The organism is Lapillicoccus jejuensis (assembly GCF_006715055.1).
GTDB classification, from domain to species: Bacteria; Actinomycetota; Actinomycetes; order Actinomycetales; family Dermatophilaceae; genus Lapillicoccus; species Lapillicoccus jejuensis.
Genome location: NZ_VFMN01000001.1, coordinates 2,388,767 through 2,413,689 on the forward strand (window position 1 = coordinate 2,388,767; position 24,923 = coordinate 2,413,689).

The window sequence follows — 24,923 nt, forward strand, 5'->3', positions numbered from 1 at the left end:
GTCAGCGCAGGACGTTCAGCTCGGCGCGCGACGGCTCCCGCTGCTCGGCCCCGTCCTCCGGACCCGGCTCGTCCGTCGACGGCGAGGTCGGGGCTGGCCGGGCGGAGCGGGCCTGTCGACGGGTCCGCACGGTCGGCGCGAGCGATCCTGCCGACTCGTCGGCGCCGTCGCCGGACCGGGTGCCGGCCAGCTCGCGGGTCCGGTCGTCGAGGTCGTCCTCCGCGTCGGGGGACGCGGGGCCGGCGCGGCGGGACCGGCGGCGCACCGAGCGGTGCTCCGCCAGCAGGATGAGGCCGAGGCAGAGCAGCATGGTCACCGCGGCGACCGCGACGCCGAGCTGGATCTGCGCCTTGCGGATCACCGTGGGCTCGAGGGACCGGGTGAGCACGACGGTCGAGATCTGCAGGTCGCTGCTGACCTTCTGGGACGCCTGGAGCGAGGCCAGGTCGCGCTGGACCTCCGACACGACCTCGTCGCGCAGGCGCTGGGACTCGGCGGCGTCCTTGGACTGGGTGGTGACCATGAGGACGGGGCCGGCGTTCTCACCGAGGTCGGGGACGACCGTGTACGTCGACGCACCCGACTCGCCGACGAGCTTCAGCTGCGTCTGGTCGTCGGTCACGGCGACCTGCACGACGGACGCGACGATGGCCACGGCTCCGCCCAGCGAGAGCAGGGGGTTCGTCGGCTCCGCGACGCCCGGCTCCTTGGCCGACGGCACGAACAGCACCGACGCCTCGCTCTGCTGGACCGGCGGGACGAAGACCAGGACCTGGGCGCCCGCCACGAGACACAGCGCCATGCCCAGGACGACGACCCAGAGCCGTCGTCTCAGCAGGGTGAGCGAGTAAGTGAGCACGGTGAACCTGTCTTCCCCCGAGGACCCCAGCGATCCCCGGCTCGAGGGTAGATCAGGAGGAGGTGGCCGAGGGCGGGAATGGGAGGGACCCGGGAGCCACGACGGAGGCCACCTGGGCGGCGGCGCGGCCCCACGTGTAGTGCTCGCGGCGCTCCGGGGCCCGGGCGGCGCAGGTCGCGTACACGGCGTCGTCGCCCAGCACCCGCGTGACGACGGCGGCCAGCTCCTCGGGGTCGTCCCCGTCCACGAGGCCCCCGGAGACGGCGTCGATGATCTCCGGCATCGCGCAGGCCCGGCGCCCGACGACGGGCAGCCCGCGCGAGAGGGCCTCCGCGAAGACGATGCCGAAGCCCTCGAAGCGTGACGGCATGACGAGCAGGTCGTGCTGCTCGTAGAGGTCGCGCACGGCGGACCCGGGCAACGGCCCGCGCACGTCGAGCCCCGGCGGTCGGGGCAGCCCGCCCGGAAGGGCCTTGGGGCCGGCGATCGTCAGCGTGACGGTGTCGCCCAGGCGGTCGCGCAGCAGCGCGTACGCCCGCACGACGGTGTCGCCGGCCTTGGTGTCGAAGTCCCGCCCGACGAACAGCAGCCTGGCCCGGCCCCCCGGACGGCGTGCCGCGACGGGGGTGTCGGCGAGGGGGACGTTGACGCCCGGGTTCACGACGTGGACCCGGGCCGGGTCCGCCCCGGACCGCACGACGGAGTCGGCCAGCCAGCGGCTCATCGCGAGGACCCCGGTGGCCCGTCGGTAGAGGTGCTGCTGACGGCGGTGCAGGCGCTCGAGGTCGCGCCGGTCGAGGGTGCGGAAGTGGGGCACCGTGGGGTGGGCCTCCATCTCCTGCAGGAGCAGCTCGTAGGAGAGGTCCTGCAGGAGGTAGTACGGCTGGTCCAGCTGGGCCAGGTCGCCCACCTGGAGCACGGGCGCACCGGCCGCGCGCCTCGCAGCGAGGGCCCGGGTCCTCCGCTCGACCGCGGCCACGCCGATGGGCGAGTGGCGCCAGTGGCTCCTCCACCCCGTCGGGGTGCGCCTCGCCGAGGCCACCCTGAGCACCTGACGCACGGCCGGCGGGAGGGTCACGTCGAGGTCCTGCACGTCGAGCAGGGGCTGGAGCGCCCCCAGCAGACGCACAGGGGTCCCCGACCAGGCCGCGTCCCGGTCAGGGCCCCAGTGGCAGGCGAAGCCGAGATCGGTCACCGACCCCCTCCCTCCGCCGGCACGACGCTCGGCGTCGGGCAGGTTAACGGAGGCAGGGGGCCGGGAGGACCGGATCCCGCTTCGCTCAGTTCGCCGTCACGGCGGTGGTGGTGCCCTGCCAGACGTTGTTGGACCACACGTTCGCGGCCCCGTCGCTGAACCGGGCGCCGTTCGGGCCGGTGTTGACCGGGCCTCCCGCGCCGCAGCCGGTGAAGAACTTCTTGCCGAACACGTTGTTGGTCACCGTGATGTGGTGGTTCGGCTGCTCCGAGCCCTTGGTGTAGGACGGGTAGATGCAGTAGCCGCCACCGTTGAGCAGGTTGTTGTTGATCGTCCAGTACGAGTTCGGCGTGCCCTCGGGGTACATGGCGATCGGCGTGGTCTGGTTGATCGGCACCTCCAGCGTGTTGTGCCTCAGCACCACGTTGGTCGCCCCACCGTTGGCGATGACGGCGTCGTTGTGGTCCTGGCCGGAGATGTTGACCAGCTGCCCGATGTAGGAGTCGGTGATGGTCGCGCCGGAGCCCGAGAAGTGGACGCCGCTCGTGACGTTGTGGATGTAGACGCGGGTCATCGTCACGCCCCGGCCGTAGAGCAGCACGCCGTAGTCGGCGCCACCGTTGTTTCCGGCGGGACGGGTGATCTCGACGTCCGTGAGCGTCAGACCGGTCGCGCTGCCGTTGTAGGCGGAGCCCTGCTGGACGATCATCGTGCCGCCCCCGGTCGACGAGCCGCTCGCGCACTGGATCCGCGAGTTGCGGATCGTCACGTTGCTCGCGTCGATCTGGAGACAGGTGCGCACGTCCTTGCCGTCGATGACGGTGCCGGGCGTCGTGATGGTCGACGGACCCGTGTAGGGCTGGAGGGTCACGCCGGTGTGCTGCCAGCCCGCCGAGGTCGGCGTCGGGAACGTCGTGCTCGGCGGCGTCGGGGTCGGCGTCGGGGTCGGCGTCGGGGTCGGAGTGGACGGGGCCGCGACGAACACGGGGTCCACGTAGTAGGTGCTGTCCCGCCACGAGCTGCTCGGGAAGGCGCTGCTGCCGGCGTAGCGGAAGACACCCGTCGTCTCGGTGACCGGCGCCGCGCCGAGGGTCCGGCCGGCGCTGAAGGCGTACTGGCTGGTCGCGTAGTGCCCCTTGGGCGCGAAGTACGAGGCGACGTACGTCGTCCCGGCGGTGACGTTGACCGGCTTGGCGAAGCTGAGGCTCTGCCAGCCCGACGCCGTCTCGGTGGTGACCGTGCCCGAGGCGAGGAGGGCCCCGGTGCTGCTCCACAGGTTCGCGACGTGCGTGCCGGTGTTGCCGACGGTCTTGTAGAAGCGCACACCGGTCACCGTGCCGGAGGTGCTGGTGCTGAACCGGACGCCGACCTCGACCGAAGCCGGGTCGCCGTCGTCCTGCGGGGTGCTGGAGGTGGCGCCGCCGCCGTCCGAGAAGGACGTGCGGGTCAGGGCGGACGCCGACGTCGCGGGGAAGAGCCCGGCGAGGGAGCCGGACACGGCGACGAGGGACAGCGCCAGGACGGCGCGGGAAGGACGGATTCTCAGGGTGATGGGGTTCACGGGAGCTCCAGGGCCCAGGCGGGCCGGGGTTGGGTCGACGCCCCGTCGAGGTCCGTCCGTGGGGTGGACGGCTCCCCGCCCGTGGGGTGGGCGGAGGGAGGCGGGTGCAGGACTCGCTGGGGCGGCGGTGGGGGTGGGGTTGGGGAAGGTTCACGTCCCTGCCAGGCGCGCTCCCGCCGCTTCCGCGAGCGCAGCGAACCTAACCGAGAGGTGGGGGTGGTGCAAGATGAGCGCCGGAGGGGGAGGCCGACAACTCAGGCAATTCGGACTCCACCATACGGTGGGCCGGTTGTGTCGTCCCTCGTCCGTTCGGCCGAAAGGGCGACGGGACGAAGCGCCCTCGGCCTATCCTCCTGGCGTGGTGGCGGCACGACGGGCGTCGGGTTCAGGCACGGCGACCGGGGCCCCGCGCACGCTCGCCTGGTCGGTGCACGCCCGGCTGGGTCCGACGGGTCGGCGCACGGTGCGCGCGGTCGTCGACGCTCCCCTCGCGCCGGTCGTCGGGTCTGTCCGCTCCTCGCGCTGCGAGGACCGCGTCGCCCTCACCCTCGACGACGGACCGGACGACGCCGTCACGCCGGCCCTCCTCGAGCTGCTCGCGGCCCGCGGGGTCCGGGCCAGCTTCTTCGTCCTGGCCCTGCGGGCGCAGCGCCGGCCCGACCTGGTGCGCCGGATGCTCGACGACGGTCACGAGGTGGCCCTGCACGGCGACGACCACCGGCGGGTCAGCACCATGTCGTACCCGGAGGCGCGGTCCTACCTGGACACCGCCCGTGACCGGCTCGAGCAGGTGACCGGGAGTCCGGTGCGCCGCTTCCGACCGCCGTACGGCTCGCAGTCGGTGCGCAGCTACGTCGCGGCGCGCGTGGCGGGGCTGCAGGTGTGCGTGTGGAGCGCTGACGCGCAGGACTGGGTGGACAGATCCGGGGAAGAGGTATCTCGGGATGCGGTTTCCGCCGTCTCCCCGGGGGGGATCCTCCTGCTGCACGAGCGTCTCGAGCCGGACCCGCTGCGCGGCAGCCCCACGACGAGCTTCGACCGGGTGCGGATGGTGGAGGGTGTCCTCGACGGACTCGTCGGGAGAGGGCTGTCCGCGACGTCGGTCAGCGGTCTCGAGGAGGAGGCCCGGCTGGTCCGCTCGGCGTGGTTCCGCCCGTGACGCCGACGGGCCCGCCGGTCGTCGGCGTCGTCGTCGTGACCTACCAGAGCGAGGCGGTCGTCGCGGCGTGCCTGGCAGCCCTGGGGGAAGCGGCTCGGACGACGCGTCTGGACCCCGTCGTCGTCGTCGACAACGCGTCGACCGACGCGACGACGAAGGTCGCGGTCGACGCCCGTCCGGGTGTCGTCGTCCTCCCTGCCGGGGGCAACCTCGGTTACGCGGCCGCCATCAACCTCGCCTGCGCGCAGGCCGTGCCCGAGGACGTGGACGCGGTCCTCGTGCTCAACCCCGACGCGGTCCTGGCGCCGGGGTCGGTCGACGCCATGGTCGGGGCGCTGCACGACGGGGCGGGTCTGGCGGTGCCCGTCATCACGGCGCCGGGGGGCGCGGTCTCCCCCAGCCTCCGCCGTTGGCCGGGACCGGCGACCGCGTGGTCGGAGGCGCTGCTGGGCGGCGGGTGCGCAGGACGGATGGGGTGGGGCGAGACGGTCTGCGACCCGGCGGTGTACGAGCGGGCGCACGACATCGACTGGGCCACGGGTGCCGTCGTCCTCGTCGGCGCCGACGCCCGTCGGGTGCTGGGGCCGTGGGACGAGTCGTTCTTCCTCTACAGCGAGGAGACCGAGCTGATGCTGCGCGCCCGCCGAGCAGGCATCGCCGTGCGGTTCGTGCCGGACGCACGCTGTGCGCACGAGGGTGGGGCCTCCGGCACGTCGCCGCAGCTGTGGGGTCTGCTGCTGCGCAACAAGGTCCTCCTCTACGGACGCGACCACGGACGCCTGGCCACGGCCTGCTTCCGCGCCGGCCTGCTCGTCGGGCAGGGGCTCCGGGCCATCGCGGGGAGCCGGAGATCCGCGGCCGCTGTGCGAGCTCTGTGCGGAGGCCCTGTGCCGCAAGGGGACTCGCGTCCTGCGGCTGCGGAGCGGTGAGCCGGGGTTCTCAGGCCGCCCGGCTGCTCTCGTCGCGCAACCAGCCGGCCGCCATGCTGCGGCGCGCGGCCAGGGTGCGCCCCACGAGCGTCACCGCGAGGAAGACCGCGGCCTGCGCCGGTGAGGCGGCCCGGCGCCGGACCGTGCGGGTCACGTCGCTCAGGCCGGTTCCAGTGCGCGGCGACGCGCCGGTCGGGCCGCGGTCGACCTGGCGGTTGCCCTGCTGGGCCCGCACGCGACGGCGCACGAGGTCGCCCACCGTCCTGGGCGCCTCGATCCGGGCCCGCACCGAGTCGTCGACCACCTTCTCCTGCGGGGCGAACGCGAGGTCGACGACCAGGTCGTCGCCCAGGACGTCGGGGCGCGGGGTGATCCGCGCGAACCCCTCCTCGTCGACGCCGAGGACGCCTCGTCCGACGAGACCGTCGCGCACCGACGGCAGGTGCTGCCAGACGGCGTAGTAGGCCCGCACCACCCACGCGGAGCGTTCGGTGCGCAGGTCGCGCCCCGGGGCGACGGCGTGCCGACCCCCGTGCAGCTGCTCGGCGAGACGCCGTACGCCGTCACCGGTGACGACGACGTCGGCGTCGACGTAGAACCGCGGGAAGCCCTGTGCTCGTTGGTCGCCCAGCACCAGCGCTCCGTGCTTGGAGCCGACCGGCGTGCTGACGACCACGGCCGCGATCGGGTGGCGTCGGGCCACCTCCTCGGTGTCGTCGCTGCATCCGTTGCAGACCACCACGACCTGCAGACCGGCGCCGCCGTCCGGTCCGGCGAGGGCGTCGAGGAGGCGGCCCAGCACCGCCCCCTCGTTGTAGGCGGGGACGACGACGCTGATGGTCACGGCCGGGGCGCGGACGGGCCCGTGGCCGAGCGGATGCCGATGAGCGACTTGGGCAGGCCGGCGAGGCGCTCGAACTGCACCTGCGCGTCCGGGAACAGCGCCCGGAACATCGTCGCGTCGACCAAGGTGGCCGACTGGACCCGCGAGAGCGCGACGTCGAGCGACTCCGCGCGACCGCTGTGGCCGAGCGGGAGGCGCTGCAGCAGGCGGGCGCGCGAGCTCTCCGGCAGCCAGTGGAACACCGGCGCCATGAAGTGCGGCTCCACGGGGAACCAGAAGTACGGCGTCTGCACGACGTACCCGCGGGCGACCCGGCGCACCTCCGCGGCGAACGCCCGCATCTCGGGCCACCGACCGACGTGCTCGAGCACGGAGTTGGCGTGGGCCAGGTCGAACTGGAGGTCGGCGACGTCCTGCAGGTCGCACCCGTTGCCCTCACGGAAGCGGAAGCGGTCGTCGTCCTCGGGGTGCGGCTCGCCCGGGAGGTTGACCACCGTGACGGTGACGTCGTACCGCGTCAGCACGTCGCCCTGGATCGCGTTCCAGTAGGACCGGGTGCCACCGATGTCGATGACGTCGACGTGGCCCTTCTCGGCGTGGATCGCTGCGAGCTCGCGCACCAGCAGCTCGCTGCGGCGGGCGCGCAGCCGCGACCCGAGGCTGCCCGGGTCGTCGTAGTTCGTGGCCCGTCGCATGACCGTAGTGATCGTGCTCATCCGTCTACCTCCCCAAGTGACGCCGCGAGCATAGGAGGGCGGTGGGCGGCTGCGTGGCGCTTTCCGGGATTCCTGGGGGAACCCGGGTCGTACCCACCCAAAAGGGAGAGGATCCCGAAAACCGCTGTCCGCCCGACGTCCTCAGGTCATAGTGACGGGGACGGCGTGGGGCCGCCGGGGGGTAAAGGGGTTGATCTTGCGTACTGGGAAGACGTCGATCGCGCACGTCCTCGTGATCGTGCAGAACCTGCCGGTCCCGCTCGACCGTCGGGTGTGGCTCGAGTGCCAGGCGCTCACCGCCGCCGGGTACCAGGTCAGCGTCATCTGCCCGAAGGGCCCGGGGGACCCGGCCCGCCAGGAGATCGCCGGCGTGCGGCTCTACAAGTACCGCCCGGCCCGGGAGGCCAAGGGCCTGCTGGGCTTCGTCTGGGAGTTCGTCTACTCCTGGGTGCGCACGGCGCTGCTCTCGCTCGTCGTCTGGGGACGGGAGCCGTTCCAGGTCATGCAGGCCTGCAACCCACCGGACACCTACTGGGCCCTCGCCCGTCTCTGGCGGATGCGGGGTGTCCGCTTCGTCTTCGACCAGCACGACCTCAACCCGGAGCTGTTCCTCTCGCGGTTCGGCGAGCCCGAGGGCCTCGCGCAGCGGACCCAGTACGAGGGACTGCTCTGGCTCGAGCGGATGACCTACCGCCAGGCGGACCACGTGCTGTCCACCAACGAGTCCTACCGCGCCATCGCGCAGCGGCGGGGCGGCAAGGCGCCCGAGGACGTCACCGTGGTGCGCAGCGGCCCGGACACGCGGCGGATGCGGCCGATCCGGCCGCGGGGGAGCGGCTGGCGCGGCGGCAGCACCCTGCTGACCTACCTCGGCGTGATGGGACCCCAGGACAACGTCGACGTGCTCCTCGAGGTGATGGACGACCTCGTGCACCGTCGCGGTCGCGACGACGTGCGCCTCGCCCTGCTCGGCTTCGGCGACTGCCTGGCCGACCTCAAGGCGGAGTGCCACGTCCGCGGTCTGGACGGCCACGTGCTGTTCACCGGCCGGGTGGGCCCGGCCGAGATCGCGGAGTACCTCAGCTCGGCCGACATCGGGCTCTCGCCCGACCGACGGACCCCCCTCAACGACGCCTCGACGATGAACAAGGCCATGGAGTACATGGCCTACGGACTACCCGCCGTCAGCTTCGACCTGACCGAGACGCGGGTCAGCGCCGGCCCCTCGGCGCTCTACGTGCCCGACGGGGACGTGGTGGCCTTCGCCGACGCGGTGGAGGAGCTCATCGACGACCCCGACCGCCGGGTGCGCATGGGGGAACTGGCCCGGCACCGGGTGGTCGCGGACCTCGACTGGCGTCCCCAGGCGTCGGCGTACGTCGCCGCGTTCGACCGGGTCAGCGGCTACGTCCGCACGCAGCCGCTGCCCGACCTGCTCCCGGCCCTCGTGGGACCCAGCCCCTCGACCCGCTACGTCGAGGACCAGGACCCGGTCGTGTTCCGGCGCTTCCTGCGCGAGCGCGGACGGCTGTCCCGCGCCCACGACCTGACCGCCTGACCCCTCACCCCTCGACGCCCGTGGGGGCGAAGCCGTCCTTCCGACGGCATACTGGTCGCCCGTGACCACGGACACCTGGCTCGTCGTCGGCCTCGGCAACCCGGGGGCGACGTACGCCGGCAACCGCCACAACGTGGGGGCGATGGCCGTGCACGAGCTCGCCGCCCGCCACGACCCGGGTGCGGCCGCCGGCCGCGGACGCCGTACGGCGACCCCGACGTTCAGGACCCACAAGGCGCGCGCCACCGTCTGCGAGGTGCGCCTCGGCACCGCCCCGGGCGGGGCGCCCGGCCCCCGCGCGGTCCTGGCCGTGCCGTCGACGTACATGAACGAGTCCGGCGGACCGGTCAAGGCGCTGCTCGGGTTCTTCTCCGTCCCCGTCGAGCGGCTCGTCGTCGTCCACGACGAGCTGGACATCCCCTCGGGGGACGTGCGGGTCAAGCTCGGTGGGGGGGAGGGCGGGCACAACGGGCTGCGCTCGATCACCGCCTCGGTGGGGACCAAGGACTACCTGCGCGTGCGGGTCGGCATCGGCCGGCCGCCCGGGCGGATGGACCCGGCCGACTTCGTCCTGCGCGACTTCGGCTCGGTCGAGCGGGCCGAGCTGCCCTTCACCCTCGACACGGCGGCCGACGCGGTGGAGTCGCTCGTCGCCGTCGGGCTGCTCGACACCCAGCAGCGCTTCCACGGGGCCGACCGGCCGACGGCCCGGTGAGCACGCCCCGACGTCGTGCCGGTAGGTCGGGTTTGCCGTCCGGTGCCGCGTTTGTGACAGTTTGCTGATGGACGGGTCCACCTGCGTGACGTCCGGGGTCCTGCTGGGAGATCTCCGGGCAGCAATCCTGCCCAAAATGCGGCGCCGACCGGTCGCCTCCCCCCAGAATGGCCGATGTCGACGCCGACGGCGCGTCGCCTCCGGGGCACCCGCCATGGTCGTGGGGAACGACCAGGGTCCCGGTCGCCGGCGCCGTGCACGGGTCGACCCGTCGCCGCGCTCCTGCGGAGCGCGACCGGTCGGTGGGGGCTGTGGAAGGGGCAACAGAAGTGACCGAGTACGTGGGCACCTATCACCAGGGCGTGCCCGTGGATGACGAGCTGACCGTCACCCGCGAGGCGAGCCCGGGGCGCGCGCGACCGTGGGGGGAGCGTCGCCGACCGCGCAAGTGGGTCTCCGGCTACCGCACCCGCGTGCTGGCGGCCGACCTCGTCTCCGCGGCCGTCGTCGCCGCCGTCGTGGCGCTCGCGACGCCGTCCCAGGGCAGCCTGGGCCGCATCCTCGTCCTGGGCGTGACGCCGCTGGTCTGGGTGCTCGCCCTGGGGCTCGTCCAGACCTACAGCGAGGCGCACATCGGCGCCGGCACCGCGGAGTACCGCGCCGTCGGGCAGGCCGGGCTCCTCGTCGCCTCGACCGTCGGCCTGCTCTTCTTCGTCACCGACGTGCGGGTGCCGCGGGCCGTCCTGGTCCCGCTCGTGCCCGCCACCGTGCTGGCCAGCATCGTCGTCCACTGGGCGCTGCGCCGGGACCTGCTGGCCCGCCGCGAGCGCGGGGCCTGCCTGCACGACACCGTCGTCGTCGGCCGCGCCGACTCGGTCGAGGCCCTCATCCGCGAGATCGTCTCCGCCCCGGAGGCGGGCATGCGCATCGTCGCCGCCTGCGTCTCCGGGCTGGACGACCCCGCCCACCGCGAGATGACCGAGATCGAGGGCGTGCCCGTCTTCGGGCCGCCGGAGTCCGCCCTCGCCGCCGTCGACGCCTACGGCGCCGAGGTCGTCGCCGTCTCCAGCCACCCGGACCTCGTCGGCGCCCCGCTGCGCCGTCTGGGCTGGGCCCTCGCCGAGCGCCAGGTCGACCTCGTCGTCGCCCCCGGCATCGTCGAGGTCGCCGGTCCTCGGCTGTCGCTGCGGCCCGCGGCCGGCGTCTCCCTCCTGCACGTCGAGCGCCCGCTCGACTCCGGCGCCCGCGTCGTCGCCAAGCGCGTCGCCGACGCCCTCATGACCGCCGGCATCCTCGTCGTCGCCCTGCCGGTGATGGCCGTCATCGCGCTGCTGGTCAAGCTGACGAGCGCCGGCCCGGTCTTCTACCTCCAGGAGCGCGTCGGCACCCGCGGCGAGCGGTTCCGGATGGTCAAGTTCCGCACGATGGTCGTCAACGCCGACGCGCTCGTCTCGTCGATGGCCGGCGGGCACGACGTCAACGCCGTCCTGTTCAAGCAGCGCGACGACCCGCGGATCACCTCCGTCGGCAAGATCCTGCGCAAGTACTCCCTCGACGAGCTGCCCCAGCTGTTCAACGTGCTGGCCGGCCAGATGTCGCTCGTCGGGCCGCGCCCGCCGCTGCCGCGCGAGGTCGACGCCTACGAGCCCGACGCCGTGCAGCGGCTGCGCGTGCGCCCCGGCATGACCGGCCTGTGGCAGATCTCCGGCCGCAGCGACCTCAGCTGGGAGCAGAGCCTGCGCCTCGACCTCTGGTACGTCGACAACTGGTCGCTCGTGCTGGACCTGCAGATCCTCGTCCGGACGGTCAAGGCCGTCATCCGACACACCGGGGCCTACTGACACATGACCTCCACGACGACGACCGCGGGCGACGACCACGCGGTCGCCCGCCGCCTCGCCGACTCCGCGGGGGAGGTGCTCCTCGGCCTGCGCGCCGCGCGCACCGACCTCGAGGGCGCCGAGCTCAAGGACGCGGGGGACCGCGCCTCGCAGGAACACCTCGCGGCCGCCCTCGCCGACGTCCGCCCCGACGACGCCGTGCTCAGCGAGGAGGCCAAGGACGTCGGCGACCGCGCGAGCGCGACCCGGGTCTGGATCATCGACCCGCTCGACGGCACCCGCGAGTTCAGCGAGCGCCCCCGCGAGGACTGGGCCGTGCACGTCGCCCTGTGGCAGGACGGCGACCTGGTCGCCGGCGCCGTCGCGCGGCCCGCCATGGGCGCCACGCTCGCGACCGACGCACCCCCGGCCCTTCCGGAGCGCCCGGGTGGCCCCGGCGCCCCCGTTCGCCTGGCGGTCAGCCGCTCGCGCCCGCCGGCCTTCGTCACGGCGCTCGCCGAGCGCCTCGGGGCCGAGCTCGTCCCGATGGGCTCCGCCGGGGTGAAGGCCATGAGTATCCTGGACGGCGCCGCAGACGCCTACGTGCACGCCGGGGGGCAGTACGAGTGGGACAGCGCGGCCCCGGTCGTCGTGGCCCGGGCCGCCGGACTGCACACCAGCCGCATCGACGGCAGCCCGCTCACCTACAACCGCGAGGACCCTTTGCTCCCCGATCTCCTCATCTGCCGCCCGGAGCTTGCCGACTTCCTCCTCGACGCCATCGCCGACACGCACGCCACCGCCTGACAAGGGGCCCCCACGTGACCGACACCCCCAACTACCAGCTGTCCCAGCTCCGGGTCCTCGAGGCCGAGTCGATCCACATCATGCGCGAGGTCGTCGCCGAGTTCGAGCGCCCCGTGCTGCTCTTCTCCGGCGGCAAGGACTCGATCGTCATGCTGCGGATCGCCCAGAAGGCCTTCCACCCGGCCCGGATCCCGTTCGCGGTCATGCACGTCGACACGGGCCACAACTTCGAGGAGGTCCTCGCCTTCCGCGACAAGCGCGCGAAGGAGCTCGGGGTCCAGCTCATCGTGGCCAGCGTGCAGGAGGCCATCGACAACGGCTCCGTGAGCGAGCCGCCGGACGGCACCCGGAACCGGATCCAGACCCCGGTGCTGCTCGACGCGATCGACAAGCACCGCTTCAACGCCATCTTCGGCGGCGCCCGCCGCGACGAGGACAAGGCCCGCGCCAAGGAGCGGATCTTCTCCTACCGCGACGAGTTCGGGCAGTGGGACCCCAAGAACCAGCGTCCCGAGCTGTGGAACCTCTACAACGGCCGGGTCCACGTCGGCGACAGCATGCGGGTCTTCCCGCTGTCGAACTGGACCGAGCTCGACATCTGGCAGTACATCTCGGAGGAGGGCATCGAGATCCCCTCCATCTACTACGCCCACGACCGCGAGACCTTCGTGCGCGACAACATGGTCTACGCCGTCCACGACGTCTGCCGCCCCAAGGCGGGCGAGGAGGTCTCCGTACGGCGCGTGCGCTACCGCACCGTCGGTGACGCAAGCCTCACCGCCGCGGTCGAGTCGGACGCCGACACCGTGGAGAAGGTCATCGAGGAGGTGTCGACCACCCGCATCACCGAGCGGGGGGCGACCCGGGGGGACGACAAGTTCAGCGAGGCCTCGATGGAGGACCGCAAGCGAGAGGGCTACTTCTAAGCCATGGACATCCTGCGTTTCGCGACCGCCGGGTCGGTCGACGACGGCAAGAGCACCCTCATCGGTCGGCTCCTGTTCGACACCAAGACGGTCTTCGAGGACCAGCTCGACGCGGTCGAGCGGGTCAGCCGTGACCGCGGCGAGGACTACACGAACCTCGCGCTGCTCACCGACGGCCTGCGCGCCGAGCGCGAGCAGGGCATCACCATCGACGTGGCCTACCGCTACTTCGCGACGCCCAAGCGCAAGTTCATCATCGCCGACACCCCCGGGCACATCCAGTACACCCGCAACATGGTGACCGGCGCCTCGACCGCGGACCTCGCGCTCGTCCTCGTCGACGCCCGCAAGGGCCTGGTCGAGCAGAGCCGCCGGCACGCGTTCCTCGCCTCGCTGCTCCAGGTGCCGCACCTCGTGCTGTGCGTCAACAAGATGGACCTCGTCGACTACTCCCAGGAGACGTTCGACGCCATCGCGCACGAGTTCACCCAGTTCGCGGCCAAGCTGCGCATCCCGGACCTGACGATCATCCCGGTGTCCGCGCTCAAGGGCGACAACGTCGTCTCGCGCTCGGACAACATGCCCTGGTACGACGGCAGCAGCCTCCTGCACCACCTGGAGAACGTCCACGTCGCGAGCGACCGGAACCTTGTCGACGTCCGCTTCCCGGTGCAGTACGTCATCCGCCCGATGAGCGACGACTGGCACGACTACCGCGGGTACGCGGGCCAGGTCGCCGGCGGCGTGCTGAAGAAGGGCGACGAGGTCCTCGTCCTGCCCTCCGGCTTCACGAGCCGGATCGCCTCGGTCGAGACCGCGGACGGCGAGGTCGACGAGGCCTACCCGCCCATGTCGGTGACCGTCCGCCTCGAGGACGAGATCGACATCTCGCGCGGCGACATGATCTGCCGGCCGCACAACCAGCCGACGCCGACCCAGGACGTCGACGCGATGATCTGCTGGATGGACGAGAGCGCCCAGCTCCAGACCGGGCGCAAGTACGTCATCAAGCACACCACCCGGACGGCGCGCTGCATCGTCAAGGACCTGCAGTACCGCCTCGACATCAACTCGCTCCACCGCGACGAGGAGGCCGGCACGCTGGCGCTCAACGAGATCGGCCGCGTGCGGCTGCGCTCGACGGTGCCGCTCATGGCCGACGCCTACTCGCGCAACCGCACCACCGGCGGCTTCATCCTCATCGACGAGGCCACGAACCGGACCGTCGGCGCGGGGATGATCGCGGACAGCGGGCGGTGACCGTCCAGCCGGCCGCTCCGGCCGGCGCCGCGCCCGGGCCGGCGGCCACGCCGCCGGCCCCGGGCGCCCAGGCCGCCCCGAGCGCCCCCACCGCCCCGGCCCCCCTCGCCGTCCGCCGTCGCGGCCTGACGATCGCGATGGTCGGTCAGAAGGGCCTGCCGGCCACGATCGGCGGGATCGAGCACCACGTCGAGCAGGTCGGCGCCCGGCTCGCCGAGCGCGGCCACGACGTCGTCGTCTACAGCCGCGACACGTACGGCGACATCCCGGCCGACGGCCGCTACCGCGGCATGCGGGTGGTCGCCGCGCCGACCATCGGCACGAAGCACCTCGACGCCATCGTGCACAGCGGTTCCTCGACCCTCAAGGCGATGGCCGCGAAGGCCGACATCGTCCACTTCCACGCGCTCGGCCCCGGCCTCGTCGCGCCGCTGCCGCGCTTCCTCAGCGGCTCCCGGGTCGTCCTCACCGTGCACGGCCTGGACAACGCCCGCGACAAGTGGGGCAAGGCGGCCCAGGCCGTCCTCGGGACGGCGCACTGGATGAGCGGGCACGTCCCCGACGCCACCGTCGTCGTCTCGCGCGAGCTCCAGGCGCACTACGCCCGCACCTTCCACCGCGAGGCGGCGTACATCACCAACGGGGTCCCGACGCCCGAGCGGGTCGACGCCCCCGAGGTGCCCCGCCGCTTCGGTCTCGAGCCGGGCCGCTACCTCATGTTCGTCGGGCGGCTGGTCCCCGAGAAGCGTCCGGACCTGCTCGTGCGCGCCTTCCGGGAGAGCGCGTACGACGGCCAGCTGGCCGTCGTCGGCGTGTCCTCCTTCACCGACGGCTTCACCGCGCAGCTGCGCGAGCTGGCCGCCGACGACGAGCGCATCGTCTTCACCGGTTTCGTCGGCGGGCGCGACCTCGCCGCCCTGTTCCAACACGCCCGCCTGCTCGTGCAGCCGTCCGACCTCGAGGGCCTGCCGCTCACGCTGCTCGAGTCGGTCGCCCACGGCTGCCACGTCCTGGCCAGCGACATCGCCCCGCACCGCGAGGTGCTCGGGCGCGGCACGCCCGCGCACCGGCTGTTCCCGGCCGGCGACCTCGACGCGCTGCGCGCCGGGATCGAGGCGCCCGTGGACGGCGACGCGTGGGACGTGCCGGAGCGCGAGGCCATCCTCCAGCACTACTCGTGGGACCGGGCCACCGAGCAGCTCGAGCAGCTCTACCTCGAGCTGCTCGCGCGCCCCCGCGGTCTGCGCCGCCTCGGCCGCGCGAACGGCACGCCGTGACCGTCGTCGCGGCGCCGCCGACCCTCGTCGGCGAGCACCGCGTGCTCGCCGACCTCGAGCTCGTCCTCGACGGCGTGCTGGAGCCGGGCCACGTCCTCGGCGGGCCCGTCGCGCCGGACCGGAGCGACCCGTCCGCCGCCGACCGCACCGGGCTGCTCGTGCCCGCGCCGCTCGTCGGGCCCGCGCTCGAGGGTGGCGCCCTCGTGCTCGTCGACGAGGAGTCGACGCCGCTGGGCCGCCTGACCGACCTCGAGGCCGAGCCCACCCGGCCGGCCGGCGACGCGGACGCCCCGGTCCTCCTGCGCGGCACGCTCCATCGCGAGCGCCGCCGCGAGAGCGGCGCCGGCCGCGCCCTCGCCCTCGACCCGACCCGCCCCCTCGCGCCCGGCACCCTCCTCGTCGTGCTCGCCCGGCCGGCCCTGCTCGCCGACACCGCGCGGGTCGTGGCGGCCGCCGAGGCCGGTCGGGTCCTGCTCGTCGTCCCCGACGACGCCAGCGACACCGCCGGCGTCCCGACCGCGGTGCTGAGCGCGGCCGCCGTCCGGCTGGCCGCGCGCCTCGTCGACGCCGGGCTCGCCGTCGACGTCGCGACCGCCCCCCTCGCCCGGCGGGGTACCGCCGACGACGCCCGCCTCGTCGACCGGCTGGCCGCCCGCCTCGGGGCCGGGGCCCGGCTCGTCCTCACCGACGACCCCGGTCTCGACGAGGCCGCGGACGGCTGGCAGGACGTCGTACGGGCCCTCGACCTCGGCGAGCCCACGCCGCAGCTCGCCGACGAGGACCGGACCGGCCTCACCCGCTGGCGGCGCCCCCGGGCGCAGCGCGGTCTCGTCGTCTTCCTCACCGGCTTCTCCGGCTCCGGCAAGTCCACCGTGGCGCGGGCGCTGCAGGACTGGCTGCTCGAGCACACCGACCGCACGGTCAGCCTCCTCGACGGCGATGTCGTGCGGCGGCTGCTCTCCTCCGGGCTCGGGTTCGACCGCGCCTCGCGATCGACGAACATCCGCCGGATCGGCTACGTCGCCGCCGAGGTCGCCCGTCACGGCGGGCTCGCCGTCTGCGCCCCCGTCGCGCCGTACGACGTCGACCGGCGCGCCGTGCGCGCCATGGTCGAGGCCGCCGGCGGCGACCTCGTCCTCGTCCACGTCGCCACCCCCCTCGAGGAGTGCGAGCGGCGCGACCTCAAGGGTCTGTACGCCAAGGCCCGCGCCGGCCTCGTCCCCGAGTTCACCGGCATCTCGGACCCGTACGACGTCCCCACCGACGCCGACGTCACGCTCGACACCACCGACACCCCGACCGCGGACGCGGTCGCCCTCGTCGTCGCCCGGCTGCGCGCCGGCGGCTGGATCCCGGAGGCACCATGACCATCGACTGGCTGCTCGTCGTCGCGTCCCTCGCGATCGGCATCGTCGTCGGCCTCACCGGCATGGGGGGAGGCGCGCTCATGACGCCCGTCCTCGTCCTGCTCTTCGGCGTCCCGCCGCTCACCGCGGTGTCCTCCGACCTCGTCGCCGCCGCGGTGATGAAGCCGGTCGGCTCCTTCGTGCACCTGCGCCGCGGGACGGTCAACCTCGAGCTGGTCAAGTGGCTGTGCGTCGGTTCCATCCCGTCGGCCTTCGCCGGCGTGCTCATCCTGCGGTGGATCGGGCACGGGCAGTCGATCCAGTCGGCCATCCAGGTGGCCCTCGGCGTGGCCCTGCTCATCGCCGCCGCCGGGCTCGTCGTCCGCGCCTACCAGCGGCTGGTGGAGCGAGCCCGGGTCCGTGACGGGCGCGCCGCCCCGCTGCCGCAGGGCCGTCCCGAGGTCACCGTCCGCAAGCTCCCGACGATCGTCGTCGGCATCGTCGGCGGCGTCGTCGTGGGGATGACGTCGGTCGGGTCCGGCTCGCTCATCATCATCGCCCTCATGGCGCTCTACCCGACGCTCAAGGCGAGCCAGCTGGTCGGCACCGACCTGCTCCAGGCCGTCCCGCTCGTCGCGTCGGCCGCGCTCGCCCACATCCTCTTCGGCGACTTCAAGCTCGCCCTCACCGTCTCCCTGCTCATCGGGGCGGTCCCCGGCGCCTGGATCGGCGCGCGGCTGTCCTCGCGGGCCCCCGGCGGCATCATCCGCCGGGCCCTCGCCTTCGTGCTGCTCGCCTCGGCCGTCAAGCTGCTCGGCGTGAGCACCGTGTGGACCGGGGTCATCCTCCTCGTCGTCCTGCTCGTGGCCCCGGTCGTCTGGATGGTCGTCCGGCGCCGCCACGGCTTCCCCGCGACGGCCCGCCGTCGCGACCGCGACCGGCGCCCGGAAGGGGCCGCTCCGGCCGGGGCCCGGTGACCGTCACCGCCCGCGGCGGGGCGAGCCGCGACGGCGGCACGCGCGAGCGCGAGCGGATGGCCCGCGGCGGCGGCCTCAACCTCGTCGGCGCCATCACGACGCAGGCCTGCCAGCTGCTCATCGTCGTCGCGCTCGCCCACCTGGCCGGGCAGCGCGAGGTCGGCCGCTACGCCGTCTGCTTCGCCCTCGTCTCGCTCCTCGGCCTGCTGGCCCTCGCCGGCTTCCGCGCCGGCCTGACCCGCTTCGTGGCCATGCACCTCGCGGACGGCGACGCGGCGCGGCTACGGGGCACCGTACGGCTCGGGCTGGGCATCACCCTGGGCGGCTCGGTCGTCATCGCGGTCGCCCTCGCCCTGCTGGCCCCCGCCGTGGCGGGGCTGATGGGTGACGACAGCATCGTCGCGGGCGTCCGGCTCGTCGCGCTGTCCCTCGTGCCGTCCTCGCTGGCCGAGGCGGCGCTGGCCGCCACGCAGGGCTGGCGCTCGCAGAAGGCCTTCACGCTCATCGGCCGCGTCTTCGACCCGGTCTCGCGGCTCGTCCTCACGGTCGTGCTCGTCGCGCTCGGCCACGGCTACCTCGGCGCGATGACCGCCCTCGCGGCCACGTCGTTCGTCACCTGCGCCCTGGCCCTGGCCGCCCTCGCGCGCCGGATGCGCCGCGTCGAGCGGGCCCGTCCGCGGCACGAGCTGGGCGAGCTGATGTCGTTCTCGATGGTCAGCTGGCTGTCGGCCCTCGCCGCGACCGGGCTGATCTGGGCCGACACGCTCATCCTCGGCGCGATGCGCAGCGAGGAGGAGGTCGGTGTCTACAACGTCGCCTCCCGCCTGGTCACCCTCGCCGTCTTCGTCCTGCCGCCCATCACGGCGACCTTCTCGCCCCACATGGCGCACCTCTACCACGTGGGGGACCTCGACGAGGCGGCCAAGGCGTACGGCGCCGCGACGCGCTGGACGCTGCTGCTGTCGATGCCGGCCTTCGTCCTCCTGCTCGTCTTCCCCGGCGACCTGCTGCAGATCTTCGGCCGCGGCTACGGCGAGGGCGTGCTCGTCACCGTGATCCTCGCCGTGGGTCAGCTCGTCGGGGCGGCCGCCGGGCCGTGCGGCATCGTGCTCAACATGAGCGGCCGGGTGTGGCTGAGCCTGCTCGACAACGGGCTCGTCCTCGTGCTCAACGTGGGGCTCAACCTCGCGCTCATCCCGCGCTTCGGCATCGTCGGCGCGGCCGTCGCGTGGAGCGTGTCCCTCGTCGTCGTCAACCTCGTCAAGCTCGTCCAGGCCCGACGGGTCGTGGGCATCTCCCCGGTGGGGGCGATGACGGGGAAGATCCTGCTGGCCGCCTTCGTCGCCGTCTGCGGTGGGGTGCTCGTCCAGGACCTGCTCACGGCGTCCTGGCTCGTCGTCGTCGTCGCCGGCGCCGCCGTGGTAGGTGTGATCTACGTCACACTGATGGTGACCCTCGGGACCCACCCGGACGACGCCGCGATCGCCCGCCGACTCGTGCTCCGACGTGGGACGACGCGCGGTCGACGCCCCGCCTGAGGGTCCGACACGCCCGGCGGGGGCCGGTTCGGAGCCCCGTGGCATGTATACCGTTACGTGACCTTTCCCGGTCCGCTGGCACACGAGACCGAGTTGTCTCCTCCGCGGGCGGTCCTTAGGGTGGCCACCGCCCAGCCCCCGGCGCCCCGAGCCGACCGAGGTGCGACCCCGAACGCGCCTCGCTCCCGACCCGGACACCCCCACGCGCCGGGCGGTCCACCGCACCGGGTCGTTCCCGTGGACCGCGTCGGACGGGCCCGTTCCGACGTGTCTTGGCAGGGACCCCCGGGACGGACGACCCATCCCTCCCACCTCGCGGCCGACGGCCGCGAGGCGCCGAAAGGACCCCTTGGGTGACCCCAACCCGATCCCCCCGACGTCCCCTGCTCCTCGCCCTGCCCGCCACGGTGGTGGCCGCCCTCGTCGGCGGCCTCACCCTCGGCGTGGCCGGCGGAAGCGCGACGGCGGCCACCGAGGCCGCCACCACCAGCCCCGCGACCGCCTCGGCCCCCGCCGCGTCGGTCGCCGGAGCCGGCGCCGCCGCCCGCACCCCGGTCGCCGGCATCACCAGCCTGTCGCGGGCCGGGGCGAGCACCGTCCCGGCGGGCAACGCCCCCGCGGACCGGTCCCTCACCGGTGCCCCGGCGGCGGCCGGACCCTCCGCGAAGGCGCTGCGCACCGTCAAGGTCTCCACGGCGGCCCAGCTGCAGAGCGCGCTCGACCAGGCCAAGCCCGGTGACCTCATCGCGCTCGCCGGCGGCACCTACCGCGGCCCGTTCCTCGTCCGCTCCAGCGGCACCGCCGCCAACCCGGTCGTCGTCAAGCCGGCCGGCACGGGCGCGGTCGTCCTCACCGCGAGCCTGCCGATGCCGTCGTGCGCCGCCACCGGCCCCGACGGCAACCGCACGATCCGGTTCATGAACGGCTCGAGCCACTGGGTGCTGTCCGGGATGACGATCAACGGCGGCGTCGTGCTGTCGGGCGCCAACGCGGACGCCACGCAGAACTGGCAGAGCAAGATGATCAGCACGAAGAACTGGCAGGCGCGGCGCGCCGTCCCCGGGTCGTCGACGCGGGCGCCCGCGCAGCTGTCCCAGGTGACGCCGTACCTCTCGCAGGTGCTGCACCAGAGCGTCTCGAGCGCGGACGACATCCAGCTGCTGGACAACACGATCACGGGCAAGGGCATCTTCGGGCGCCTGACCCGCTTCGGGGTCATCAGCGGCAACACGATCACGAACATCGCCTGCGGCACCGGGCCCGCGCTGTGGCTGAGCAACTTCAGCAGCGGCTGGACCATCCGCAACAACGACGTCTCCAAGGTCGCGAACTCCGCCGCGAGCCACTACATGCACGAGGGCATCCGGATGGGTAACCAGTCGGACTACAACGTCGTCGTCGGCAACACCGTCCACGACATGCCCGGCGACAGCCGCGCCATCACCACCGACCAGGACGGGTCGTGGAACACCGTCACCCGCAACACGGTGAGCTCGGTGGCCATGGCCTTCAACGACCAGCAGGCCGGCTGGGGCAACACCTGGACCTACAACCTGGCGCAGAACATCGGCCAGGCGGCCTTCAGCTTCCGGATGCAGGACATCGGCTTCACCGCCCCCTCGCCGAACAGCAGCACCTACTACGCGCAGGTGACCTGCAACCGGATCGCCTCGACGCCGACGAAGGTGCGCAGCTTCCAGGCCGGCGCCATGAAGGGCGGCACCATCTCCGCCAACGTCTTCCCCACGCCGTACGTCGGCAAGAACCTCGCCTCCTACTGGGTGGCCCAGGGGAACACGTGGAACGGGGCCAAGAAGCTCCCCTCGCCGAGCACCTCGACGGCGGGCTGCTGAGAGTTCGCCCGAGGATCCGCTGAACGTCGCGGGCGGGCCCACCCGGTGGTGCACACTGGGTGGGCCCGTCGCCCGTGCCGGGCCCGTGTCGGACCAGCAGCAGGAGCGTCACCGTGGGGGTAGTCGGAGCCACGACCGAGGGGACCCTGACGGCTCCCGGGCCGAGCCGGGGGTCGCGGGCGGTCACCCGCCTGCTCGAGCTCCTGCTGGCGGTCGTCGTCGCGTCGGCGGCCGTCGTCAGCGGCTACAACTGGGTGGACGGTGACAAGCGGCTGGCCGTGCTGCCCGTCGTCGCCGTCGTGGCGATCGCCATGGGCATCCTCGCCCTGACCCGGTTCTCCGTCTTCGTCCTCATCATCCTCGCGGTGCGCCCGATCCTCGACGCGCTCAAGCTGAGCGGCAGCACGACCGGCACCACGGTCGGCAACACCGCGGCCAACCGCGGCCTGGACCCGTCGAGCATCGTCGGCGTCCTCTTCCTCGTCGCCGCCATCCTCTGGCTCGCCGGCCGGGTGCGCTCGGGCCGTTTCATCGGCGGTTCGCGCGTCCAGCTGGCCATGGGCGCCTTCATCGTCGCCTGCGTCGTCAGCGTCGCCGGGTCGCAGCACGCCCAGGCGAGCGCCCTCGAGTGCCTGCGCATCGGCACCGTCCTCATGATGTTCGTCGTCCTCAACCAGCTGATCACCTCGCGGGCGATGATGACCAAGGTCATCGGGGCCTGCTACGCGGGGATGTGCGGACCGCTGCTCTACACGGCGTACGGCTTCCTCCTCGGGCACCCCGAGTCCGAGCTCAAGGGCGGCTTCACCCGGATCACCGGGCCGTTCAGCCAGTCGAACACCTTCGCCCGCTACCTGGCCTTCCTCGTCGTCTTCGGCGTCGCGATCTACCCCTACGCCAAGCGGTGGTGGAAGGCCGCGCTCGGCGCGATCCTCCTCGTCGGCACCGTCTTCCTGCTGCTCACCGTCACCCGCACGGCGATCATCGGAGCGCTCGTCGGCATCGTCCTGCTCGCCTGGACCCAGCGCCGCAAGGCCGTCGGTCTCGGGCTGGTGGTCGTCATGGCGGGGGCGTTGCTCGTGCCCGGGGTGGCCGGGCGGTTCGCCGCCCTCAGCGACGACACCCCGACGACGAGCAGCGCGGGCGGGGCCACCGGCAACTCGCTGATCTGGCGGCTCAACTACTGGACCGAGGTCCTGCCGCTCGCCAACCGCAACCCGGTCACCGGGATCGGCCTCAACGGCACGCAGTACGAGACCGACGTCGAGAAGCAGCCGCACAACGACGTCATCCGCGCGTACGTCGAGACCGGCGCCTTCGGGCTGCTGGCCTACCTCAGCATGCTCCTCGCGCTCGTCGGCGTCGGCCGCAGGGCCATGGGCCGGGCGGCCCGCGGCACCCTCGAGCACGCGGTCGGGGCCGGGTCGATGGCCGTCTCGGTGACCTTCGTCCTCGGCAGCCTCGCGGCCAACGTCATGTCCAACGTCGTGACCCTCTTCTCCGTCGTCGCGTTCGCCGCCTGCGCGTCGTACGTGTCGCGTTCCCAGGGGGCCTCGATCACCGACCACCAGCGGATGCTCGTCGGGGCGCCGCGCTCCTGAGCGCGCCCGGCGCGACCACCAGCCCGGACGACGTCGGCCGGCCCACCCCGCGGGGTGGGCCGGCCGACGTCGTACGGGCGGTGGGTGGGGCTGTGGGGAGCCCGGTCAGCAGGCCTTGGCGGTGACGTCGTTGGCGGTCGCGGCGACGGAGCCGGCGTTCGAGCGCAGCCCGGCGGCGGTGCCGGCGAAGTCGTTCGCCGTGCCCGTCCGGTCCGCGGCGGTGGCGGCCGCGGACTTCAGGGCGGCGGCGACGTCCGGCAGCTGGGTCATCGGGGTCCTCTGAGCGGTCACGGCGGCGGACACCGCCGACGCGGCGGCCTGGAGCGCGGTGACGCCCGCACGCTGGGTCGCGACCTGCTGGTCGAGGGCGGACGCCTGACCGGACGCGGCGCCGGCCTGCGCCGAGACGATGCCGCGCTGCTGGGCGACGACGCCGCAGTTCTTCGCCGTGCCGTACGCCGACCCGCGCAGGGTCTGCAGCGCGGCGCGGGCCTTCGACAGCTCGTCGTTGCCCGTCTTGACCGCGGCGCGGGCCGGGTCGAGCGAGGGCAGGCTCTTGGTGCGTTCGGCCAGCGTGTTGAGCGCCGCGGCCAGCTGCGGACCGACGAGGGGGCCGGCCGTCGTGGTGGGGGCCGCGCTCGTCGTGCTCGGGGCGGCGGAGGTCGTCGTGCTCGACGCGCCCGACGTGCCGCCCACGCCGGCGAGGTAGGACCCGCCCGCGCTCGGGGTGCCGGTGGAGGTCGAGCCGCAACCGGCCAGCAGGCCCGCGCAGGCCGCGAGGGCGAGGGTGTGACGAAGGCGCATGGTCCGTTCCGCGGGGTCGTGACGAGCAGGGATGGGCGCGAGCCGAGCCCTGCCCCCAGCTGGGATGGTAGCCACGCCGGCAGGGGGCTTGCTGGGAAATGCCCGAACCGTCGGTTGCTCCGCGGGCCCGCCGGTAGACTCCGAGCACGTGCCCAGCCGGCGCTGAGCCTCGGACGGGGCCCGCGCGGCGGGAGGGGCACGACCGCCGGCGGCCGCCACGGCCATGACAGGGGATCGACGTGAGCGCACGAGGACCGATGGGCAACGCCCTGACGGTCGCGCGGGCGCGCCTGACCCACGTCACCGACCGCGTCTCCGGTCGGCACCGGATGACCCCGGGCTACCTCGTCGTCGGCACCAAGCGCGGCGGCTCGACCTCGCTGGCCGACTGGATCGAGGAGCACCCGCTCGTGGGTCCCTGCCGCGTCGGCAAGGGCACCCACTACTTCGACATCCACCACCACCGCGGCCGGGCCTGGTACGACGCCCAGTTCCCCACGACGGGGGAGGGCTACGCCCTGACGGGGGAGTCGAGCCCGTACTACATGTTCCACCCGCTGGCCGCCCAGCGCGTCGTCGCCGAGCTGCCGCAGGTCAAGGTCGTCGCCTGCCTGCGCGACCCCGTCGAGCGCGCCTGGTCCCACCACGCGTACGAGGTCGCCCGGGGGCACGAGACCGAGTCGTTCGAGCGCGCCCTCGAGCTCGAGCCGGAGCGCCTGGCCGGCGAGGCCGAGCGGCTGGCCGCCGACCCGTCGTACGACGCCCCGCACTGGCGCTACCACGCGTACCTGCGGCGGGGGCACTACGCCGAGCAGCTGGCGCCGTACCTGCAGGGGCTGGGGCCGCAGCAGGTGCTCGTCGTGCAGAGCGAGGCGCTGTTCGCCGACCCGGCGGCCCAGCTGGCCCGCGTCTTCGACTTCCTCGGGCTGCCGGCCCACGACGGCGGCGACCACCGCGCGCTCAACGCCGGCCGCGACCGCTCGCCCGTGCCCGAGGCGGTGCGCGAGCGGTTGCGCGCGTACTACGCGCCGCACGACGCGGCCCTCTACGCCCTGCCGGGCGTCGACTTCCGCTGGCCCCACCCCGGTCCCGCGGCTGCACCCACCACCGCCGTCCAGGCCCGCACCGGCGCCGCCTGACCCGACCACCGACCCGCGTCCCGCGGGTGGTGCCGACGA

At 73.6% G+C, this 24,923-nt stretch carries 21 protein-coding genes; 15 read left to right on the top strand and 6 right to left on the bottom strand.

The features are described 5' to 3' along the window. Position 1: 1 nt before the first annotated feature. From FB458_RS11320 to FB458_RS11330, 3 genes are all read right to left on the bottom strand, one after another. Positions 2 to 859 carry a YveK family protein gene (locus FB458_RS11320; protein ID WP_141848579.1) on the bottom strand — a complete coding sequence of 286 codons (858 nt, stop codon included), beginning with the start codon at positions 857 to 859 and terminating at the stop codon, positions 2 to 4. A gap of 52 nt (positions 860 to 911) precedes the next feature. Then, entirely contained in the window at positions 912 to 2,054 is a 1,143-nt protein-coding gene (locus FB458_RS11325; protein ID WP_141848580.1) for a glycosyltransferase family 4 protein, read from the bottom strand. Positions 2,055 to 2,139: 85 nt separating this feature from the next. Next, positions 2,140 to 3,615, bottom strand: coding sequence for a DUF4082 domain-containing protein (locus FB458_RS11330; RefSeq protein ID WP_170185651.1), 1,476 nt, complete (start codon positions 3,613 to 3,615; stop codon positions 2,140 to 2,142). Positions 3,616 to 3,973: 358 nt separating this feature from the next. Between FB458_RS11330 and FB458_RS11335 the strand changes: the two genes are divergently transcribed. Both FB458_RS11335 and FB458_RS11340 read left to right on the top strand, forming a co-directional pair. Beyond that, entirely contained in the window at positions 3,974 to 4,774 is an 801-nt protein-coding gene (locus FB458_RS11335) for a polysaccharide deacetylase family protein (RefSeq protein WP_170185652.1), read from the top strand. Further along, positions 4,771 to 5,703 carry a glycosyltransferase family 2 protein gene (locus tag FB458_RS11340; protein ID WP_141848583.1) on the top strand — a complete coding sequence of 311 codons (933 nt, stop codon included), beginning with the start codon at positions 4,771 to 4,773 and terminating at the stop codon, positions 5,701 to 5,703. Before FB458_RS11335 ends, FB458_RS11340 begins: the two co-directional genes overlap by 4 nt. Before the next feature lie 10 nt (positions 5,704 to 5,713). Here FB458_RS11340 and FB458_RS11345 read toward each other — a convergent pair whose 3' ends face one another. Both FB458_RS11345 and FB458_RS11350 read right to left on the bottom strand, forming a co-directional pair. After that, positions 5,714 to 6,547, bottom strand: coding sequence for a glycosyltransferase family 2 protein (locus FB458_RS11345; RefSeq protein ID WP_170185653.1), 834 nt, complete (start codon positions 6,545 to 6,547; stop codon positions 5,714 to 5,716). Continuing rightward, entirely contained in the window at positions 6,544 to 7,263 is a 720-nt protein-coding gene (locus tag FB458_RS11350) for a class I SAM-dependent methyltransferase (protein ID WP_141848585.1), read from the bottom strand. The genes FB458_RS11345 and FB458_RS11350 overlap by 4 nt, the downstream gene beginning before the upstream one ends. A gap of 196 nt (positions 7,264 to 7,459) precedes the next feature. On the opposite strand from FB458_RS11350, the gene FB458_RS11355 reads away from it, so the two are divergent. From FB458_RS11355 to FB458_RS11410, 12 genes are all read left to right on the top strand, one after another. Next, the gene (locus tag FB458_RS11355; protein ID WP_141848586.1) at positions 7,460 to 8,821 is read left to right on the top strand and encodes a glycosyltransferase family 4 protein; all 1,362 of its coding nucleotides are present in this window, start codon (positions 7,460 to 7,462) and stop codon (positions 8,819 to 8,821) included. A 61-nt stretch (positions 8,822 to 8,882) separates the two neighbouring features. Then, positions 8,883 to 9,536 carry an aminoacyl-tRNA hydrolase gene (pth, locus tag FB458_RS11360; RefSeq protein WP_141848587.1) on the top strand — a complete coding sequence of 218 codons (654 nt, stop codon included), beginning with the start codon at positions 8,883 to 8,885 and terminating at the stop codon, positions 9,534 to 9,536. A 329-nt stretch (positions 9,537 to 9,865) separates the two neighbouring features. After that, positions 9,866 to 11,377 (top strand): sugar transferase, encoded by a 1,512-nt coding sequence (locus FB458_RS11365; protein WP_246061173.1) that lies wholly within the window; start codon positions 9,866 to 9,868, stop codon positions 11,375 to 11,377. Positions 11,378 to 11,380: 3 nt separating this feature from the next. Then, positions 11,381 to 12,163: a 3'(2'),5'-bisphosphate nucleotidase CysQ gene (locus tag FB458_RS11370; RefSeq protein ID WP_141848589.1), complete on the top strand. Its 783-nt coding sequence runs from the start codon at positions 11,381 to 11,383 to the stop codon at positions 12,161 to 12,163. A gap of 14 nt (positions 12,164 to 12,177) precedes the next feature. After that, entirely contained in the window at positions 12,178 to 13,089 is a 912-nt protein-coding gene (gene cysD / locus FB458_RS11375) for a sulfate adenylyltransferase subunit CysD (protein WP_141848590.1), read from the top strand. Positions 13,090 to 13,092: 3 nt separating this feature from the next. After that, positions 13,093 to 14,349: a sulfate adenylyltransferase subunit CysN gene (gene cysN / locus FB458_RS11380; RefSeq protein WP_141848591.1), complete on the top strand. Its 1,257-nt coding sequence runs from the start codon at positions 13,093 to 13,095 to the stop codon at positions 14,347 to 14,349. Continuing rightward, positions 14,346 to 15,626 (top strand): glycosyltransferase family 4 protein, encoded by a 1,281-nt coding sequence (locus tag FB458_RS11385; RefSeq protein ID WP_141848592.1) that lies wholly within the window; start codon positions 14,346 to 14,348, stop codon positions 15,624 to 15,626. The genes cysN and FB458_RS11385 overlap by 4 nt, the downstream gene beginning before the upstream one ends. Then, positions 15,623 to 16,993 carry an adenylyl-sulfate kinase gene (cysC, locus tag FB458_RS11390; RefSeq protein WP_211356014.1) on the top strand — a complete coding sequence of 457 codons (1,371 nt, stop codon included), beginning with the start codon at positions 15,623 to 15,625 and terminating at the stop codon, positions 16,991 to 16,993. Before FB458_RS11385 ends, cysC begins: the two co-directional genes overlap by 4 nt. Next, entirely contained in the window at positions 16,990 to 17,949 is a 960-nt protein-coding gene (locus tag FB458_RS11395) for a sulfite exporter TauE/SafE family protein (RefSeq protein WP_141848593.1), read from the top strand. Before cysC ends, FB458_RS11395 begins: the two co-directional genes overlap by 4 nt. After that, positions 17,946 to 19,487 (top strand): oligosaccharide flippase family protein, encoded by a 1,542-nt coding sequence (locus FB458_RS11400; protein ID WP_141848594.1) that lies wholly within the window; start codon positions 17,946 to 17,948, stop codon positions 19,485 to 19,487. Before FB458_RS11395 ends, FB458_RS11400 begins: the two co-directional genes overlap by 4 nt. Positions 19,488 to 19,840: 353 nt before the next feature. After that, a complete protein-coding gene (locus FB458_RS11405; protein ID WP_141848595.1) occupies positions 19,841 to 21,340 on the top strand; it encodes a right-handed parallel beta-helix repeat-containing protein in 1,500 nt (499 codons plus the stop codon). 113 nt (positions 21,341 to 21,453) lie between these two features. Next, positions 21,454 to 22,941, top strand: a complete 1,488-nt coding sequence (locus FB458_RS11410; RefSeq protein WP_141848596.1) for an O-antigen ligase family protein — start codon at positions 21,454 to 21,456, stop codon at positions 22,939 to 22,941. Between the two features lie 105 nt (positions 22,942 to 23,046). Here the strand turns inward: FB458_RS11410 and FB458_RS11415 are convergent, their stop codons facing one another. Continuing rightward, on the bottom strand, positions 23,047 to 23,745 hold the full coding sequence (locus FB458_RS11415) for a hypothetical protein (protein WP_141848597.1): 699 nt from the start codon (positions 23,743 to 23,745) through the stop codon (positions 23,047 to 23,049). Between the two features lie 239 nt (positions 23,746 to 23,984). On the opposite strand from FB458_RS11415, the gene FB458_RS11420 reads away from it, so the two are divergent. Further along, positions 23,985 to 24,884 carry a sulfotransferase domain-containing protein gene (locus tag FB458_RS11420; protein ID WP_211356015.1) on the top strand — a complete coding sequence of 300 codons (900 nt, stop codon included), beginning with the start codon at positions 23,985 to 23,987 and terminating at the stop codon, positions 24,882 to 24,884. The last annotated feature ends 39 nt before the right edge of the window (positions 24,885 to 24,923 follow it).